At 59.6% G+C, this 18689-nt stretch carries 14 protein-coding genes, 1 pseudogene and 1 riboswitch; of the genes and pseudogenes, 9 read left to right on the top strand and 6 right to left on the bottom strand.

Annotated elements, in window-relative coordinates:
* From BSU04_RS28280 to BSU04_RS28255, 6 genes and pseudogenes are all read left to right on the top strand, one after another.
* Positions 1-456: ATP-binding cassette domain-containing protein (locus BSU04_RS28280; RefSeq protein WP_089163662.1), on the top strand; the 456-nt coding region annotated here is incomplete at its 5' end.
* 248 nt (positions 457-704) lie between these two features.
* Positions 705-1760 carry a HoxN/HupN/NixA family nickel/cobalt transporter gene (locus BSU04_RS28275; protein ID WP_089163661.1) on the top strand — a complete coding sequence of 352 codons (1056 nt, stop codon included), beginning with the start codon at positions 705-707 and terminating at the stop codon, positions 1758-1760.
* Between the two features lie 171 nt (positions 1761-1931).
* A pseudogene (locus BSU04_RS28270) lies at positions 1932-2302 on the top strand (hypothetical protein); the annotation flags it as partial.
* Positions 2303-2423: 121 nt separating this feature from the next.
* Positions 2424-2828 (top strand): FKBP-type peptidyl-prolyl cis-trans isomerase, encoded by a 405-nt coding sequence (locus BSU04_RS28265; protein WP_089163660.1) that lies wholly within the window; start codon positions 2424-2426, stop codon positions 2826-2828.
* A gap of 688 nt (positions 2829-3516) precedes the next feature.
* The gene (locus BSU04_RS28260; protein ID WP_089163659.1) at positions 3517-4311 is read left to right on the top strand and encodes a substrate-binding periplasmic protein; all 795 of its coding nucleotides are present in this window, start codon (positions 3517-3519) and stop codon (positions 4309-4311) included.
* Positions 4308-7424 carry a bifunctional diguanylate cyclase/phosphodiesterase gene (locus BSU04_RS28255; RefSeq protein WP_089163658.1) on the top strand — a complete coding sequence of 1039 codons (3117 nt, stop codon included), beginning with the start codon at positions 4308-4310 and terminating at the stop codon, positions 7422-7424. Before BSU04_RS28260 ends, BSU04_RS28255 begins: the two co-directional genes overlap by 4 nt.
* A gap of 36 nt (positions 7425-7460) precedes the next feature.
* Here the strand turns inward: BSU04_RS28255 and BSU04_RS28250 are convergent, their stop codons facing one another.
* Positions 7461-8312 (bottom strand): LysR substrate-binding domain-containing protein, encoded by an 852-nt coding sequence (locus tag BSU04_RS28250; RefSeq protein WP_089163657.1) that lies wholly within the window; start codon positions 8310-8312, stop codon positions 7461-7463.
* Positions 8313-8437: 125 nt separating this feature from the next.
* Between BSU04_RS28250 and BSU04_RS28245 the strand changes: the two genes are divergently transcribed.
* Complete coding sequence (locus tag BSU04_RS28245; protein WP_089163656.1) at positions 8438-9655, top strand: aminotransferase class I/II-fold pyridoxal phosphate-dependent enzyme; 1218 nt, start codon at positions 8438-8440, stop codon at positions 9653-9655.
* Positions 9656-9736: 81 nt separating this feature from the next.
* Here BSU04_RS28245 and BSU04_RS28240 read toward each other — a convergent pair whose 3' ends face one another.
* Positions 9737-11035 (bottom strand): MFS transporter, encoded by a 1299-nt coding sequence (locus BSU04_RS28240; RefSeq protein WP_089163655.1) that lies wholly within the window; start codon positions 11033-11035, stop codon positions 9737-9739.
* A gap of 110 nt (positions 11036-11145) precedes the next feature.
* On the opposite strand from BSU04_RS28240, the gene BSU04_RS28235 reads away from it, so the two are divergent.
* Positions 11146-12039, top strand: coding sequence for a LysR family transcriptional regulator (locus BSU04_RS28235; RefSeq protein WP_089163654.1), 894 nt, complete (start codon positions 11146-11148; stop codon positions 12037-12039).
* Between the two features lie 29 nt (positions 12040-12068).
* Here the strand turns inward: BSU04_RS28235 and BSU04_RS28230 are convergent, their stop codons facing one another.
* The 4 genes from BSU04_RS28230 to BSU04_RS28215 all read right to left on the bottom strand — a co-directional run bounded on the left by BSU04_RS28230 (position 12069) and on the right by BSU04_RS28215 (position 17692).
* Entirely contained in the window at positions 12069-13286 is a 1218-nt protein-coding gene (locus tag BSU04_RS28230) for a D-amino acid dehydrogenase (protein WP_089163677.1), read from the bottom strand.
* A gap of 144 nt (positions 13287-13430) precedes the next feature.
* A riboswitch (glycine riboswitch) is annotated at positions 13431-13527 on the bottom strand.
* A gap of 435 nt (positions 13528-13962) precedes the next feature.
* Positions 13963-15156: a mechanosensitive ion channel family protein gene (locus tag BSU04_RS28225; RefSeq protein WP_089163653.1), complete on the bottom strand. Its 1194-nt coding sequence runs from the start codon at positions 15154-15156 to the stop codon at positions 13963-13965.
* A 254-nt stretch (positions 15157-15410) separates the two neighbouring features.
* Entirely contained in the window at positions 15411-16751 is a 1341-nt protein-coding gene (locus BSU04_RS28220) for an APC family permease (RefSeq protein WP_089163676.1), read from the bottom strand.
* 89 nt (positions 16752-16840) lie between these two features.
* Positions 16841-17692, bottom strand: coding sequence for a carbon-nitrogen hydrolase family protein (locus BSU04_RS28215; RefSeq protein WP_089163652.1), 852 nt, complete (start codon positions 17690-17692; stop codon positions 16841-16843).
* A gap of 129 nt (positions 17693-17821) precedes the next feature.
* On the opposite strand from BSU04_RS28215, the gene BSU04_RS28210 reads away from it, so the two are divergent.
* Positions 17822-18682, top strand: coding sequence for a response regulator transcription factor (locus BSU04_RS28210; protein ID WP_089163651.1), 861 nt, complete (start codon positions 17822-17824; stop codon positions 18680-18682).
* The last annotated feature ends 7 nt before the right edge of the window (positions 18683-18689 follow it).

The raw sequence follows: 18689 nt of genomic DNA, 5'->3' as shown, positions 1-18689 counted from the left end.
TATGTGCCGCAAGGACGCGACATCTTCGGGCGTCTGACCGTAGAAGAGAACCTGCTGGTGGGCGCGGCGAGCCGCAAATCGCCATCGAAGGTGCCGGACCGGATCTACGAACTGTTCCCGGTGTTGAAGGAGATGAAAAGCCGGCGCGGCGGAGATCTGTCGGGCGGCCAGCAACAGCAGTTGGCGATCGGCCGTGCATTGATGAGCGAACCACAGTTGCTGATCCTCGACGAACCCACCGAAGGCATCCAACCGTCCATCATCCAGGATATCGGGCGCACGTTGCGTCAACTCGTCGATGAAATGGGCATGACGGTGTTGCTCGAGGAGCAGTACTACGACTTCGCCCGCGAGTTGGCCGACCGCTACTGGGTGATGAGCCGCGGCGAGATCGTCGCGGGTGGCGCGGGCGCGGATATGGAAGCAGAAGGCGTGCGGGAGTTGATCGCGGTTTAAGTCAAATCCATGGCTGGTACATGTCGCCCATGAACTCATCGACATCGCGACACCCGCGGTGTATAAGCGCACAAGGTACTGCCTCGTCAAGGGAAAGTGAGAAGCCGGTGAGAAGCCGGTGAGAAGCCGGCACGGTCGCGCCACTGTATCTGGTTCGCAGGCTTTTAGATCGCCGAACCCAGAGTCAGACCTCTTTTCTCTATGTTTTCCACTTCAAGCGGGACGCGTATTCCCACAGGGTTGCTTAGATGATTTCTCAACTCATACAGATTTTTAACGACTCAGGCACCAAGGTGCGGGGCAAGCTTTTCGGCATCTATGGGATATTGATTGCGATCAACGTCCTCGCCTGGGTTTGGGCGCTGGTGGCGTTTCGTCATCATCCGGTACTTCTGGGAACCGCATTGCTCGCCTACGGATTTGGGCTGCGTCATGCGGTAGATGCTGACCATATTGCCGCTATCGACAACGTCACGCGCAAGCTCATGCAGGAGAAGAAACGCCCCGTTGCGGTCGGCTTTTTCTTTTCCCTTGGGCACTCGACGGTGGTCGTGCTTGCCTCTGTCGGTGTGGCTGTTGCAACGTCGGCCATGCAAGGCCGATTCGACTACTACAAGGAAATCGGCGGAGTTGTCGGCACGTTGGTGTCGGCGTTATTTCTGTTCGCGATTGCCCTGATGAACCTGATTATCCTGAGGTCGATCTATAGGGCATGGCGCAACGTCAGGAGTGGCGGCGTTTATGTCGATGACGATTTCGATCTGCTGCTGGCCGATCGCGGATTTCTCGCTCGCCTCTTTCGCCCGCTGTTTCGCATGATCACGCGAAGCTGGCAAATGTACCCGCTAGGTTTCCTGTTCGGTCTGGGATTCGATACAGCAACTGAAATTGGATTGCTCGGCATAGCGGCGACCCAGGCGTCGCAGGGGCTCTCGCCTTGGGCAATCATGGTGTTCCCGGTCCTGTTCAGCGCTGGCATGTCCCTGATAGACACGCTGGACGGTCATCTGATGCTCGGTGCTTACGGATGGGCGTACCTGAAGCCGATCCGGAAGATCTACTACAACATGACCATCACGCTGGTGTCTGTCATTGTGGCCGTCGTGATTGGCGGTATAGAGGCGCTTGGGCTGCTCGCCGATCAATTGAAGCTGCAAGGACCGGTGTGGGATGCCATAGGGACCTTGAACGATAACTTCGGCACACTGGGTTTTGTGATCATCGGCATTTTCGCCTTTAGCTGGATCGCGTCGGTCCTGATCTATCGTGCAAAACGTTTCGACGAACTGGAAGTCGGCCGCTAGATCAGCCGCTAGACGCATGAACGAGCCGCCCGGCCCGGAATTCGGGCGACCCCGTTCCTTCTCGTGCACAATGAACACGGCCCGGTCCAGCGGCCATGCCATCTATCGATCGAACACAAATAGCTAGCGCGACGGACCGCGTTGATCCACGCCACTCGTCAGTCTGGATTTGCTTTCAAGATCTCCGCTAGCGGCGTCTCGGATACAACGCAGATTCACACCCATATGTGCTATTCGGAGTTCAATGACATTCTCCCCTCCATCGCAGCGCTGGGTGCTGACGTGATCACGATCGAGACCTCGCGCTCGTCAATGGCATTGCTGGACGGCTTCGGTGCGTTCGCCTACCCGAAGGAATCGGTCCCGGTGTCTATGACTCGCACTCCGCGCGGGTGCCGGGCGTTGAGACAAAGCAGCGCTTGCTTGAGCGTGCATGCGAAGTCATTCCTGCGGAGCATCTAATCCTGGACGCCGAACGTGCAGGAGGCCTGCTTGGCGCACGCAAGCGGCAGACACTGAAGTCCACCCGAGCTTACCGGTAAGGAACCGCGTCGAAACGAGGTTCTGCCATGCCGTGGCCTGTCCGTGCTAAGGTATTTAGCTTGGCTTCGTTGACTTTGTACTTTACTCACCACCCCACTTTCGGGACGCTCTGGACGCTTTATGAAAAAAGTATCACTGCTGCTCACTCTTGCTCTTATCGCTTCGTCATCGGCTTATGCCGCTACAGGCGCGACTGAAACGCTTCCTTCCGGCGTCACCGTGACGCAGATCAAGGAAGGCACCGGCGCGCAGCCTACTGCCGCCGACACCGTGACCGTCAACTATCGCGGCACGTTGGCGAACGGCACCGAATTCGACTCGTCGTACAAGCGCGGGCAACCGGCATCGTTCCCGCTCGGCCAGGTAGTCCCTTGCTGGACGCAAGGCCTTCAGAAGATGAAGGTTGGCGGCAAGGCCAAGCTCGTGTGCCCGCCAGCAACCGCATATGGCGATCGCAGCGTAGGCCCGATTCCGCCGAACAGCACGCTGACGTTTGAAGTCGAATTGCTGAAGATCGGCAACTAAAGGCTATACAACGCGCACTCGTTCCCACGCAATCGTGCGAATCGCGCGTCCTGCTATTGCGATATCGATATCTTTTGCTATCGCAATAGCACGGCTGTGTAACGCCATCAAATAGATTTGTGGATGTAGCGGGCGTTTAATTTCATTCCAATGGAAAACCCTCCTTGCCTGAACGTTGGCCGTTAAGACAGCCCGATGTTTGAACCAGGGATTGACGGGTGCGAAATAAAATTAGCGACGCGAACAGGGCACACGAACCTGTCATCTGGACGAGTTAGCCTATGCGCTGATGCGCGCTGAGCCATAGCTGCTTAAGGCCGGAAGTCGACTCTACAGTGCGGGAACAGCGCGGAAATCTAATGCCACGTGTTTCCGGTCGAGTACGAAACGGTGGGTACATGACGGCTCGCAAACGATTTCCCTCTGTTGCAGTTTTAATAAGCGTCCGGTAACATTAATTCGCGGGCGTTATCATTCTTTACTTAAACCGGTCACCTGTCGGGACTGCCTGAATAAGCGATTTCCTGTCGTTTTTCCGAGCGACACATAGGGTATGCAAAGGCGTGCTGCGAGAAAACTCCCTGTATAACCCGTTGTCGAGGGGCCAAAATCACTAAACACGCCCTCCCGACCGGTGTTAATAAAAGGAGGGCTGTATTCTAGTCATTTCCACCACCATGGCGACGCTGTGATCCGACACACTCTGGGCGGCTTGCTACTGGTGTTGTCATGCCTCGGCCGCGCGGTCGCGGCAGGTCCCGATTGCTCACGACCCTTCACGCTTGCATTGCATGACCACGGCCTGCTTTATTCCGCCGATACCGACACCGGCATTGACAAGGATTTCGCCGACGAACTGATCCGCCGCAGCGGCTGCAAGATCAGCGTCAGCCTCATGTCACGTGCTCGAATCTGGCAATTGATCGAATCCGGCGCGCTTGACTTCAGCCTGTCCGGCATTGCCAACGCTGAGCGTAACCGCTTCGCTTCGTTCGCCTGGTACTTCAGCAACAAATACTATTTGCTGGTGCGCAAGGACGCGGGCATGCACCAGCTGGCTGATTTTGAGCGCAGCGACCAGTTTCAATTGGGTGTGATTCGCAGCTTTCGCTATAGCGACTCCGCCAACAAGCTGGTCGACACGCTCGCGGCTGAGAACCGCGTCAGCCAGGCAGGCGGCCTCGCACCGTTGTATGAGGCGCTGATCCACCAGCGCATCCAGGGCATGATCATGGAGCCCTTCGATTACCCCGCGCTGGATGAAAAGAAGATCCGCGATGTCACCACCATCATCGAGTTCAACGATCCCGCCATCCCTCATGGCCTGATCATGTCGAAGAAGGCGCTGTCACCCGCCGAGCAGGACAAGTGGCGCGCACTGGTGAACGAGATGCGCGCGGATGGAACCGTGCTGCGTATTTTCGAGAAGTACTTCAAACCCGATCTGGCGAGATCCATGGTCGATTTCCAGGCACCCCCGTGACCTGGGCTCGCCTGGTATTGCTGCCCTTGCTGATTCTGTCCGCTGCTCTCGGCGTGACGTGGATAGTCTGGGATCACGAACGGCAAGCTTCCCACAACGAATTGCTCTCCCAGTTCAATTTTTCACTGGGCGACGTGGTGAGCCGTGTCGAACAGCGCATGTCGACTTACGAGCAGATGCTGCGCGGCGTGCAGGGCTTGTTCGCCGCCACCGGTCAGATGGATCGCGACCAATTCCGCGATTACGTCAGTGCGCTCAATCTCGACGCCAACTTTTCCGGCATCCAGACTATTGGGATCATCGAATGGGTGCCGGCGGCGCGCAGGGAAGCGCATATCGCTGAGATGCGCCAGTTGGGCTTTTCCGGTTACACCATCGCGCCGCAAGGCTTGCGTGAGAACTACGCGCCGATTATTCAGCGCGAACCCGCTGCCTCCAGCCGCCATGCCGCGCTTGGACTCGATCCCTGGGTCGACCCTGTGAGGCGGCAGGCCATGGAGAAGGCGCGCGATTCCGGCATGGCGGCAGTCTCCGGGAAAGTCCGCCTGGGGGTGGATGTCGGGCCGGATGCAAAACCCGCTTTCATCATGTACCTGCCGATCTACAACCGGGGCCAGCCGCACGACAGCGTCGCCGAGCGCCGGGCGCATCTTGCGGGCTGGGTGTACGCGTCGTTTCGCATGCACGATGTCATCGCCAGTCTTTACGGGGACCCGCTGCCTGGCCTCGCGCTAGCTATCTCCGACGGCGTGGAACCGTCCGCCGCGGCCTTGCTTTATCGCTCCCCTGACACCGGCGAGCAGCACGAGCCGCCGCTCATTTCAGCCAATGAGTACCTGGTTGTCGCGGGGCACAACTGGACGCTCTCAATGAGCACCCTGGACGACTTCAAGGGCCGCTTCGGCCGCAACGCCGAAGCACTGATCGCGGTCACTGGTACGGGTCTGAGCCTGCTGCTGGCGCTGCTCGCCTGGTTGATGGTCACCGGACGCGGCCGCGCGATGCGGCTGGCTTCCACGATGACCCGCGAATTGCGCGAGAGCGAGGAGAAGTTCCGTGCGATCGCGGATTGCACCGTGAACTGGGAAGTCTGGTGGGGACCGGATGGCAAACCACGCTGGATCAATCCATCGGTCGAGGAATACACCGGCTACACCGTCGTCGAATGCATGGCCATGACCGACTTCGCGGGCACGCTGATCCATCCCGACGATAGGTCCCGCGTTGCCCCCGAATTCCTGAAGGGACTCCAGGGCTTCCGTGGCGACGACCTCGAATTCCGCTGCGTTCGCAAGGACGGAACGCTGGTCTGGCTATCCGTTTCCTGGGTTCCGATCACGGACGCCAAAGGCGTATTCACGGGTTTTCGGACGAGCGGGCGCGACATTACCGACCGCAAGCAAGTGGAGGCCGAACTGCGGATCGCGGCGGTCGCCTTCGATTCGCTCGAAGCCATGATGGTGACCGACGCCAGAAACACCATCCTGCGGGTCAATTCGGCGTTCACCGAGTGCACCGGTTACACGGCTGAAGAGGCGGTGGGCCAGACACCGCGACTGCTGCGCTCGCACCATCACGACGACGCTTTCTTCAGCGAGATGTGGGAAACGATCCACCGCATGGGCGGCTGGCAGGGCGAGATCTGGGGGCGTCGCAAGAACGGCGAGGTCTATCCGAAATGGCTGACGATCTCGGCGGTGACGGGCGAAGGCGGAGTCGTCAGTCACTATGTGGGCACACATCACGACATCACCGAACGCAAGATCGCGGAGGAACGCATCAAGGAGCTCGCCTTCTTCGATGCCCTGACGCGTTTGCCCAACCGCACGTTGCTGCTGGATCGCCTGACGCAGGCCATTACGGTCAGCGCGCGAAGCGGTGCGTGCGGTGCATTGCTGTTCATTGACCTGGATCACTTCAAGACGCTCAACGACACCCTGGGTCATGACAAGGGCGACCTGCTGCTGCAACAAGTGGCGCAGCGCCTGGCCGCCAGCGTACGCGATGGCGATACGGTGGCACGAGTGGGCGGCGACGAGTTCGTGGTGGTGCTCGGAAGCCTCCACGAAACCTGGCAAGAAGCGGCCAGCCAGACAGAAGGCATGGGCGAAATCATTCTTGATGTTCTCGGCAAGTCGTACCAGCTCGACGACGTCGATTACCGCAGCACCGCCAGCATCGGCGCGACTGTGTTCAGGGGCTATCAGACGTCCATCGACGAGTTGCTGAAGCAGGCCGACCTCGCCATGTACAAGTCGAAGGAACTGGGGCGCAACGCGCTGTGTTTCTTCGACCCGGCCATGCAGACCGTGGTAGTGGAACGGGCCACGCTCGAGGCGGGCTTGCGAAAGGCCATAGAGGGCAATCAGTTCCTGTTGCATTACCAGGCGCAGGTGCTCGACGGCGACCGGGTCGTGGGCGCCGAAGCGCTCGTGCGCTGGCAACATCCACAGCGCGGTATCGTGCCGCCCGCCGATTTCATCCACCTCGCTGAAGAGACCGGAATGATCCTGGCGTTGGGCAACTGGGTGCTGGAAACCGCGTGCACTCAACTGGCGTTATGGGCAATGCAGCCGCACATGTCCCACCTGACGATCGCGGTCAATGTGAGCGCGCAGCAGTTTCGCGAGCCCGATTTCGTGGCCAAGGTGTTGAACGTGATCCGCAGGACAGGCGCCAACCCGAACCGGCTCAAGCTGGAACTGACCGAGAGCGTGCTGGTGGACAATGTGCAGGACATCATTGAAAAGATGCATGCGCTCAAGGCTCGCGGCGTGGTCTTTTCGCTGGACGATTTCGGTATCGGCTATTCGTCACTTTCGTATTTGAAGCGACTTCCCTTGGATCAGTTGAAAATCGATCAGTCGTTCGTGCGCGACGTGCTCGTCGATCCAAATGACGCAGCGATTGCCAGGACTATTGTCGCGCTCGCGCAAAGCCTGGGCTTAGGGGTGATCGCCGAGGGCGTGGAGACCGAAGAGCAACGCGACTTCCTGGCCGGCGCCGGCTGTCATGCGTACCAGGGTTTCTATTTTTGCCGGCCGTTGCCCATTGAAGGGTTTGAACAGTTCGCGGACAGGGAGCGAATGAAGCCGAAAGCGGCCCGCGCATAGTAGTTCGGCCAACTGACCGCATCACTTCGCAGGGCCTCAGATTCGCAGATCGGTGAGGATCTGCTCCGCCAAAAAATCACAAGGCGGCCGGTTCGATCCCGCGCTGCGCGCGAGCACGATTTCCAGGTCCGGCAGGGCAGGCAAGCCGTCCGCGCTGCCAAGCTGGACGAACCGTTCGGGAATGCTGCATCGGGACAGAGGCGCGATCGCGAGCCCCGCTTCGACCATGCTGAAAAGGCCCAGGAGGCTCGGGCTTTCATAAGATGTGCGATAGCTGATCTTCGCCCGTTCGAGCGCGTGAATCGCCTTGGACCGCGCGACGCTACCCGGTGCAAACACGGCAATGGGCAGTGGACGTTCCTTCCAGACTTCGTTGCCTACCGCGCAACCAGCCCAGACCATGGGTTCGAGCCGGATAAAGTCACCGCTCAACCCCTTCATCCGCGTCATGCACGCAAGATCGATCGCGCCTTCCTTGATGAGCGGCGCCAGGGCGTTGCTTGGCATGCCGATGACCTGGATCTCGACCTTGGGGTAAGTCGCGGAAAATTTTCTCAACACGGAGGGCAGGAGAGACGACGCGTAGTCGTCCGGTACCCCGATTGCCACCCGCCCCCTGACGTCCGGGCGAACAATCGATGCCCAGGCTTCGTCACGCAGGGCAAGCAAACGCCGCGCGTACGCGAGCAGCACATGGCCGTCCTGCGTCAGCGTGAGGTTGCGCGGCTTGCGTGAGAACAAGGGCTTGCCTAATGACGTCTCCAACGACTTGATCTGCATACTCACGGCGGATTGCGAACGATGCACGAGCGCCGCGCCGCGCAGGAAGCTGCCTGTGTCGGCAATGGCGACGAACATGGAGAGCGCATCAAGGTCGAAGGTTTTCATTGGTATCGGACGTATCGGAGGTATCAGAAAATCTGAACGAAGTCTTCAATATAACTCGCTTTCCTGAATCCAACAGGCCTTGCATACTGAGCCTCCCTCAACGCGAGAACGCCGGAAAAGAAACGATGTCGATAACCTACGATGACTTCAGGAAGCTCGGAATAAAAATCGATATGACCCGTGGAAAGCCGTCCTCGGAACAGCTCGACCTGTGCTCGGAGCCACTGGCCAACGCGCTGAAAGCGGGCGAATTCACGTCGCGCGATGGCATCGATTGCCGCAATTATGGTCATGCGCTGGGCCTTCCCGAAGCTCGTGAGCTCGGCGCCGATCTGCTCGGGGTTACCGCGGAGCAGGTGGTGGCTGCGGGCAATTCAAGTCTCGAGTTGATGCATGACGCCGTGGCATTCGCCATCCTGCATGGCATGGCTGACGGCACGCCGTGGCGTAACGCGGGTGACATCGCGTTCCTTTGCCCCGTGCCGGGATACGACCGCCATTTCGCGATCTGCGCGGCGTTGGGCGTGCGCATGATCCCGGTACCGCTGACCGGCAACGGCCCCGATATGGATTTTGTTGAAGCACAGGTCGCCGCGGATCCGGCTATCAAGGGCATCTGGTGCGTGCCGCTCTATAGCAATCCGACCGGAGAAATCTACTCAGCCGATACGATTCGCCGTCTCGCCTCGATGCAAACCGCCGCGCCCGACTTTCGCCTGTTCTGGGACGACGCGTACCGGTTCCATCACCTGACGCAGCAGAAGCACACTACGTTGAACATGATCGAGGCTTGCGCGGCAGCGGGGCATCCGGACCGGGCGTTGATGTTCGCGTCGCTGTCCAAGATCACTATTGCCGGCGCTGCGTTGGCGTTCGTTGCATCGTCGCGGCGTAACGTCGACTGGTGGCAGCGTTGCTCGTCTGTCAGGACCATTGGACCGGACAAGCTCAATCAACTCCGGCATGTACGGTTTCTGCGCGACCGGCAGACATTGGAGGGCTTGATGGCGCATCACAGGGCGCTGTTGCGACCCAAGTTCGACGCCGTGACAACGACCTTTAGCGAGATCCTTGCGGATCTGCCGGGCGTGTCCTGGACCGACCCGCAAGGAGGGTATTTCATCAGCCTCTATACTCCCGACGGGCTCGCGCAACGCACGGTCGCGCTGGCCGCCGAAGCGGGCATTGCAATGACGCCCGCAGGCGCGGCGTTCCCCCATGGTCTCGATCCACGCGATCGGCATCTGCGTGTGGCACCGACCTTTCCTGCGCTCGATGAAGTGAAGCGGGCCGCGCAAGGCATTGCATTGTCTTTGCGTCGCGCGTTCGAAGAGCGGGGATGATCGCTCGAAATCAGGCGGCCGTGGTTCTTATCCCTGCGTTGCTCATTCACTCCTGTAGAAGCGGTTTCGCGCACCATGCCATCACCGCGAATTGGCGAGACTGCTTGTGCAAACTGGCGTGGAGCGCCGCGTGTTCGGCACGAGGAATGCCAGTCCGACAAGGATGATCGACGCGGCCGATGCCAACGCGTACACCGGTTGAAACGAGCCGAATACCGTCTTGCATAATCCACCCAGCACGTTTCCCAACGCCCCGCCCACGCCAAACGCCGCTTCGCAGATTCCGCATACCATCGCGGCGAGAGCGGGCGCGCTTGTCTTGCCGACATACGCGTGCAGCAAGCCGAAGATCGGGAAGAACGAAAAGCCTAACGCGACCGCCGCGACCATCAGCGCATAACCGCCCGGGCGCGATGCGGCGATCAGCGACGCGCACAAAAGCAGGACCCCCGCGCTAACCAGCGCGGTACGCATGCCATCTCGCTGCGTGTGCCCGTTTCGATCAGGCGTGCCGCGCATATCGCCGATCATACCGAGCACCAGCCCGCTCACCACGCCGACCAGCCCCACGAGCGCCCACGCGTGCGCTGTTACATCGAGGCCCAGATGCAGGTCGTCGTGCGAATAAGCTGAGAAGTAGGTGATGAACGGGACACCGGCAAAACCGCATAGCAGTGCCATGGCGTAAACCAGCAGGAATTGTCTGGCGAGCATGCGCCGCAGCCCAAGGCGCTCGTTCGGGCGCTTGGCCTGACGCGGTGGTGTAACGCGCGGCTGTGAGGCCGGCGTACCGCCAAGCCGTGCAAACACGAGTACGATCACACCGCTCAACACGGCGGTCAGCACTGCGCTCACGAGCCAGACGGAGCGCCAGCCCCATGACGCCAGCAACGCCGGCACCATCAACCCGTTCAGCAAGACGCCGTAGTTCGTGCCGCTGCCAATCACCCCGATCGCTTTCGCCTGATGGCGCGCATCGATCAACGGCGCGATCAGCGCCATCATCGGGACCCAGGTCGCAGCAGCGCAGGCATTGAGCGTGACGAGAGCGGCGCCCATCATCCATGTGTTCTTGGCGAAGGCGAGGCCCGCGAGGTCCATCGCCGATAACGCGGTCGCCACGAGCACGACCCTGGCCGCTCCAAAACGCGCGGCAGCGAGCCCGGACAACAGCGCCATCGCGACATTGGCCAGTTGCCGTGCGGCCGTGATGTAGCCGGCCTGTTCATAGTCGAAGCCGATGTCCTGTTTCATCTGCGGCAAGACGACAGGAAAGAGATAAACGCCGAACCCGTAGGTCGCAGCGATCACGGCGCTCAGCAGCAGCGTGACAGCCAGTTGATTGGCTAAGCGAGGCGAAACGCTAGGCGAAATACCCATGGCAGGCTACCGGAAGAAGTCGTTAGATTTATTCTCGGCGCGCTTGCTTTATGATGGAAATGATTTAATTTACTATCATTGATTAAGCTTCGTCATCATTGATTCCGACCATGAACCTCGATCTTGCCCTCCTGCGCGCGTTTGTTGCTGTCACGGAAGCCGGTGGTTTTACCAAGGCGGCGCGACGCCTGAACCTCACGCAATCCGCGATCAGTCACCAAATACGGCGGCTTGAAGAAGAAGTGGGCCGGCCGCTTTTATATCGCACCACGCGCAGTCTGACGCTGACCGAAGATGGTGAGGATTTCTTGCGTTACGCGATGCAAATCCTGAATGCGATGGATGCAGTCACGCAGCGTTTTCAATCGTCTCCGGCTTCGGGAGTCGTGCGCTTTGGAGCGCCGGATATTTTCATGGGTGAGCGGCTCCCCGTTTTGCTGACGCAATTTTCTCGAGCATTTCCCAACGTGCGGCTAGATGTGAGCGTGGGCATGAGCCTCGATTCGCAGGCGATGGTTGCCGCGCACGAACTGGATCTTGCCGTGGTGCTGTGCGTGCACGGGGAAACGGATCGGGACGCTGAAGGCATCGTGTTGCGGCGAACGCGGTTCGTCTGGGCGGCCGCCGAATCGTTCGAAGCGCGCACGGGGGCGCCGCTGCCGCTCGCATTTTTTCCTGCGCCGTGTGTGAATCGGCGAGTCGCGCTGGAAGCGCTCGATGGCTTGCCGGTGGATTGGCATGTCGCGTTTACATCGTCGAGTCAGTCGGGTATTCGCGCCGCCGTGATGGCGGGGCTCGCGATTACGCCGCTGACGCGCGATGACCTGGAGCCGGGCATTGTGGTTGTCGACGGGCAGTACGGTTTACCGCCCCTGCCGGAAGCGGAATTCAGGCTGCTCTGGGGCAAGGGCGAGCCCACGCTGGCGGCGCAGGAGTTCGGTCGCCTGGTGCTTGATGCACCGGTCGAGCGTCCGCTGCGCGCGAGTGCGGCCCAATTCGCGTAAGCCGGCTTGGCGGGGCCTTTCCTGCAAACCTACATGCGCTCGGCAATGCTATGCGCCGTCGCAGCCGACAGCGTCCACCCCAAGTGTCCATGCCCCGTGTTGTAGAACACGCCGCGACGCTTGCCGCTTCCAACCTTCGGCAACATGCTTGGCAGCATCGGCCGCAAGCCTGCCCACGGAATCACGCGCGATGTCGCGACACCCGGGAAATAGCGGCGCGTCCAGTCGACGAGCGGTGCTATCCGGTCCGAGCGGATATCGCGATTAAAGCCGTTGATTTCAGCTGTACCCGCTACGCGAAAACGATCAGCGCCAAGCCGGCTCGTGACAATCTTCGCACTCTCGTCGAGCAGGCTGACCAACGGCGCACCCTCGCGGCTCGCAGCGTCGTCCAGGCACACGGTGATCGAATACCCCTTCACCGGATAGATGTTCACGTGGTCGCCGAGCATCGATGCAATCTCCCGGCTTGCCACGCCCGCGCACACCACGATGCGCTCGAAGCCATGTTGCTGCTCGTCACCCTCGCTGCCGCCGTGCAGCACGCGCATGGCGAACGGGCCGTCGCCGCGCTGCTCGATATTCGCGATCTGCGTGTCGTAATGAAAGCGCACGCCGCGCCGCTCGCAGGCTTCGGCCAGACCGCGCGTGAACTTGTGGATGTCGCCGGTCGAATCGGACGGCGTGAAAAATCCACCGTGGAAATCGCCTTGCAATGTGGGCTCGATCGCGCGCATTTCGTCGCCTGTGACCGCTCGCCGATCAAGGCCGCCCGATTGCAGCAGCAGGTTCACTTTCGCGGCGGCGTCGAACGCCTTTTTCTGCTGGTACATATGCAGGATGCCGCGCTGCTCGAGGTCGAAGTCAATCCCTTCACGCTCGGCAATCCCGAACAGATGCTCACGCGCGGCGATGGCAAGGCGCACTGTCTCGATGGTGTTGGCCCGGTAGTTAGGGATCTGGCGCAGGAATTCGCCCATCCACGAATACTTGTGCCAACTCGGCGCGGGGTTGAGCAGCAGCGGTGCGTCGCGCGTGAACATCCAGCGCAGGCCCTTGAGCACGGTGGCCATGCTGTTCCAGACCTCGGCGTTGCTGGCGGAAAGCTGGCCGCCGTTTGCGAATGATGTTTCCATCGCGGCATACCGGTGACGCTCGAAAACGGTGACGTCGTGGCCGCGTTCGGCGAGGGCGTAAGCAGTCGTGACACCGGTAATACCGGCGCCAATGATGGCGATTCGTGACATGACAAGGTCCAGATGGAAGTTGGGCATCGCCGGGATAACCGGCGTCTATGCCCCATCTGTCCGTTTACCTGAGAGTTTCAGTCGTGGCGTTGCACGCACGACATCCCCGTCGGTGGGCGCATTAAAGCGCCGCTCTCCAGATGTTCCTGCTGCGCGGTCCTTGGGCCTGAGAGTTTCCGGGGCGGTTGCTCCGTCGGCGCCGTCACCATGTTGCCGTGACAGTCTCTCCCGCGCTAGCGATTAGAACCCCGCCAAGATACCGTCTAAAAATAAGATAGGCAAGGGGAGGTGGTTTGGATTGACTGGGGCAAAGAGACGCCCGGTGGCTAATCGCGTGTCGATGGGAAACGCCGGACGCATATCTTGATGCACGCCAGTCCGGCCTTTTGGCGTTCGGAAAGTAGTCAGGATACTTAAATATCTTCCGTAAATTGACGTTAATAGAGCCTTGCGGGCAGCCTCGATTTTTATCTTTCAATTAATACAATTATTTCTTTTTGCTTTCATTTCAATATAAAATGCGTTTCCCTTTACCGATTCTGGAGGCCGGCATGACCCCTTTTGCGAAGGCAGCAGCCACTCTTGCGGCCTGCATTGGCGCTTTTACCGTCGTCGTATGCATTGTCGAGGGGCTGGCCGGATAACGGAGGGCGACCGGACTCCATGCCGGCGCCTTCTAGCGCATTTGCCAGACGCGCAAATTGAACAGCGGCAAGATGCCATAGACGTGGTCGAACATATCCGACTGGATTTGTTCGTACGATTCCCAGTTCGTCTCATTCACGAACAGGAATACTTCCAGCGGCAGGCCCTGGTTGGTGGATTGCAACTGTCGAACCACCAGCGGCATGTCTTTTCGGATCGCCGGGTATTGCCGAAAGTACTCCATCAGATACACGCGAAACATCCCAAGGTTGGTCAGGCGATGTCCATCGTCCGGCACGGCGAACGGCACCTGGAAGGCTACGCTCTCCTTCAGGTTGGCGAGCAATTCGTCGTCGCAAAACCTGATGCTCTCAATGTCCAGGTGAATTGCGTGCTTGACCCGCCGTCCGCCGGATTCCTCCATGCCACGCCAGTTCTTGACACTGTTGGTCAGCAACACATAGCTCGGCAGCATGACAATGGAATTGTCGAAATTCTGGACCTTGATTGTGTTCAGCGCGATATCGATGACCGTCCCGTCAGCCACGAATCCAGGTACTTCGATCCAGTCGCCCACGCGCAGCATGTCGTAGGCGGCCAGTTGAATGCTGGCGACAAACCCTAGCAACGAATCGCGGAAGATGATGATCAGCAGCGCAGTCATCGCACTCACGCCAGTGAGGAAATTCGCGGGCGATCTATGCAACAGCAACGACACTGCGGCAATCAGCGCAAGCACGTACAGGAAAATGGCGGCTATCTGCAGAAAGCTTTTGATCGGCCTCTGGCTTGCAAAGGGGAAATGACTATAGCGATCTTCAATGCTGCCCAGGAACGCGAAGGCGGCGCGCAGAATGGTTACCACCATGAAGCATGCCGCTAGCGTCTCCACCGGGCGACCCAGCGCGGAAATGACCGGAAACGACACGCCGGTTAGCAACGGCGCTGAGATATAGATGATGCCCGCAGGCACCAGTGGCGCCAGCCGATGAAACACCTTGCGGCGTTCGGCGGCACGCAGCCACTTGCGGCGCTCCCCACGCGCAAGATGGGCGACGATCTTCAGCAAGATAAAGCGCGTGATGTAGTAGCAGAGCGCGCTGGACAACAGAATCGCCAGGAACAACGCGGCGATGAGAAGCACCGCCACGGGCATGCTGTCGGTATGGACATAGAAATGACGCCCATCCGGTCCATTCACTACGCGGAACATGTCATTGAACATAGATCCTCTCAGTGCCGGCCAGTCTGCTTTCCTGAAGACGATCCGGGCTCGCGCGCTACCGGTCATTTCCCCGATCTGGCTACGCAGCCCCGCTAAACGTTGCTGCAGTGCGATCCAATGAGCCTGTCAATGGCATTGTAACGGCGTCCTGATCTTTTCGGCGAGGCTATCTTCCTCGGGCCCACAGGCCACGCCGCTTAGGTTTTACTTATACCCAACCCATTTTGGTTGATTGGACCGGGCCGACGCTCGCTTTAAACCGCCACTTCCGGCGGGGCTTGCCGGAACAAGCGCGTGATCCAGCACAGGTACACGAGCCCGATCACGAACCAGATCGCGCCTAGCACAAGCGCGGTCTTTTCGAGGCTCGCCAGCAGCCAGATATCCGCGACCGCACCGATCAGCGGAAACACCAATCCGCCGATCACGCCAATCTTCTTGTCGCCATGATTGCCCGACAAGTAAATCCTGACCACGCAAAGATTGACGGCGGTGAACGCGAGAAATGCGCCGAAGTTGATGAACGACGTTGACGTCGCCACGTCCAGCTTCAGCGCAATCAAACCCACAATACCCGCAATCGCGATGTTGATCGCCGGGGTCTTGAACTTCGGATGGATGAAACCAAACACGCGCTTGGGCAGGATTTCATCACGGCCCATGGCGTAAAGCAGACGCCCGACGCTCGCCTGCGCCGAGATGCCCGACGCGAACTGCGCGAGGATCAGGCCGGCCAGGAAGACGGTCACGAAGATATCGCCGCCAATCATCTTGGCGACTTCGAACGCGGCCGAATCGGTGTCCTTGAATTCCACGCCCGGGTGCGCAAGCTGCATCGTGTAAGCAGCCAGGACGAAAATCGCGCCGCCGATCAACGCGATCCACAAGATGGCGCGCGGCATGTTTTTCTTCGGGTCGATTGTCTCTTCGGTGAGCGTGGATACCGCGTCGAAGCCGAGGTACGAATACGCGGCAATGGCGGCGCCGGCCATGGTGGAGGCGAACGGAACGTGTCCTTTGAAGAACGGTTCCGCCAACGCGATTCCGCCGGGACCCGCCGCAGCTGATGCATAGTGCCAACACAGCACGACGAACAAACCGACAATGGCCAATTGCACGACCATCAGCACAATGTTAAAGCGCGCGGCCAGTTCAATCCCCACAATATTCAACGCGCTCGTCAAGACGATGAACGCGACGATCCAGATCCAGGTGGGCACGGTCGGGAACGCGGCGTTCAGATAAGCCGCGCCGATCAGCCAGATCACCATGGGCAGGAAGAAATAGTCGAGCAGCGTTGCCCAGCCGACCAGGAAGCCCAGATGCGCATTGAAGGTCTTGCGTGTGTAGGTATAAGCGGAGCCGGCGACAGGGTAGAGCCTTGCGAGCTTGCCGTAGCTGAGCGCCGTGAAGGCGATGGCGACGAGGGCAAGTAAGTAGGCAAGTGCGGCAGTGTCATCGCTTGCTTTGGCGAGCACGCCATAGGTGCCATATACGATCAGCGGCGCCATATAGGCCAGGCCGAACAACAATACGGACGGCAAGCCGAGTGTGCGTTTCAGGTGCGATTGCTCGGCTACGGACGAGTCTTGCATGGTATCTCCGGGACTTTCGACAGGCGTGGGCGGGCGCGTCCGGAGCACGGGCACCGGACGATTCATGTGCTACGGAACTGCTGAAAACTTCAGTCTTCGTTGATAAGGCGTCGGCGCTCGTCGATTACAAGCGCACGTGATCCGTTCGCGTGGTCGATCGGCGTGAGTCCGAGCGGCACGCGTGCGTCGTTCAAATAACGATAGTGCTCACGGCTGGCCTCCAGCCGCTTGAAGTCGATATCAACGCCTAGCAGTGTTTCTTGCGCGCCTGCCGCGCTGACGATCTCACCGAAGGGATCGACGAGCGCGGATTCACCGGGGAAGGTGAGGTTGTCGTCGCCTGTGCCGCAACGATTCACCATGAGCGCGAACATCTGGTTTTCCATCGCGCGCGCGGTGATGGCTCGCCGATGCACCGGGCCGAACGGATCCATGTTGCCGTTGGTGACGATCAGCAGGTCGGCATCGAGGGCGGCGAGTGCACGGGCGGTCTCGGGAAACTCGATGTCGTAGCAGATCAGCAGTCCGACCGTGATGCCGTTCCACAAGCAGGTTTCGAAGCGATCGCCCGGCGTGAACACGCCCACGTCCGATGCCCACAAGTGAGTCTTCCTGTAACGCAGCGCAATCTCGCCTTTGTCGTCGACCAATACGGTCGTGTTATAGAATCGCGCGCCTTCGCGTTCGGCCAGTCCCACCGCGACCGATACCCCGGCGCGCCGCGCGGCGTCGCGTACGCTGGTCAGTGCGGGGCCGTCAAGCGACTGCGCGACGTCCGCGACGTTGTCTTGCATCGGAAAACCGGACAGTGTTGCTTCGGGGAATACGATCAGCTTCGTGCCTCCGGGGACATCGGCGCGGCCGATTGTTTCGATGACCTTGCGCGTGTTGTGCCCGACATCGCCGTCGATCAGCGCGAGTTGTGCGAGTTCTGCGTGCATTAAATCCGTCTCCTTCCAGATACCTTTCAAGGGCATTATTCGGGTGCCCACGTTTTCGTCCGGACTATTATCAAGGCATTATTTTTGTCCAGAAATTACCCACCAGGGTTACCCTTACCGGAGGAGACGATGGAGTTCCAATGGCATGATCTCGCGTTCCATAGAGAGATCGGTTCAGCCATCGACGCACTGGACGGGCCGCATTTCTGGGCTCGCCTCACTCGGGTGCTCGAGCGGCATATCAGCTTCGATAGTTGGGTCGCGCTGCGTTTCGCCCGCAATGGACCGCCGCTGGTCTGCGCGGAACAGGCGTTGCCCGACGGCAAGATCGACCTGCTGTTCCAGGATTATCTGGCAGCGCTTTACCAACTCGATCCGTTCTATCTGGCGGCCTTTGAGCAGCGCGTCTCCGGTTTCTACACGCTTGCCGATGTCGCGCCCGATAACTTCAAGATGACGGAGTACTACCAACGCTACTTCAGAAAGAACATTGTTGGCGACGAAGTGCACTTCAATGTCTTGATCGACGCCAATTACACCATGGGATTTTCACTCGGCAATATGCGCCGTTATGACGAGCGTGAAGTCGCATTGCTGACGTTGTTCTCGCCGTGGGTTCTTGCGTTAATGCAGCAGCGCTTGCGATATGAAAATTTTGGCGCGGTGCCGGGGGCGTCCGAAGCTGCGGAGGGCGGGCAGCATGACCTGCCTGCTCGGTTCGGCATGCTCACCGAGAAGAGCGGGCGCGGCGCATTGACGGCACGCGAGATTGAAGTCGCCATGTTGTCGCTGAGCGGGTTCTCATCGCGTGCGATTGCGGAGAAACTGACCATTTCGTTCGAGACGGTCCGCGCACACAAGAAACATATTTATTCCAAGCTCGGCATTGGCTCGCAATCGGAGTTGTTTGCACTGTTCTATGAACCGGGTTTGCACCCGTTTGCGGAAGGTTCCGAGGGTGACGTGACGACACCTGCGGGGCATCGATGATGTTTCG

This window comes from Caballeronia sordidicola (genome assembly GCF_002220365.1).
In the GTDB taxonomy this organism is placed as follows: Bacteria; Pseudomonadota; Gammaproteobacteria; order Burkholderiales; family Burkholderiaceae; genus Caballeronia; species Caballeronia sordidicola_C.
This window is presented reverse-complemented; position numbering and strand designations above follow the sequence as displayed.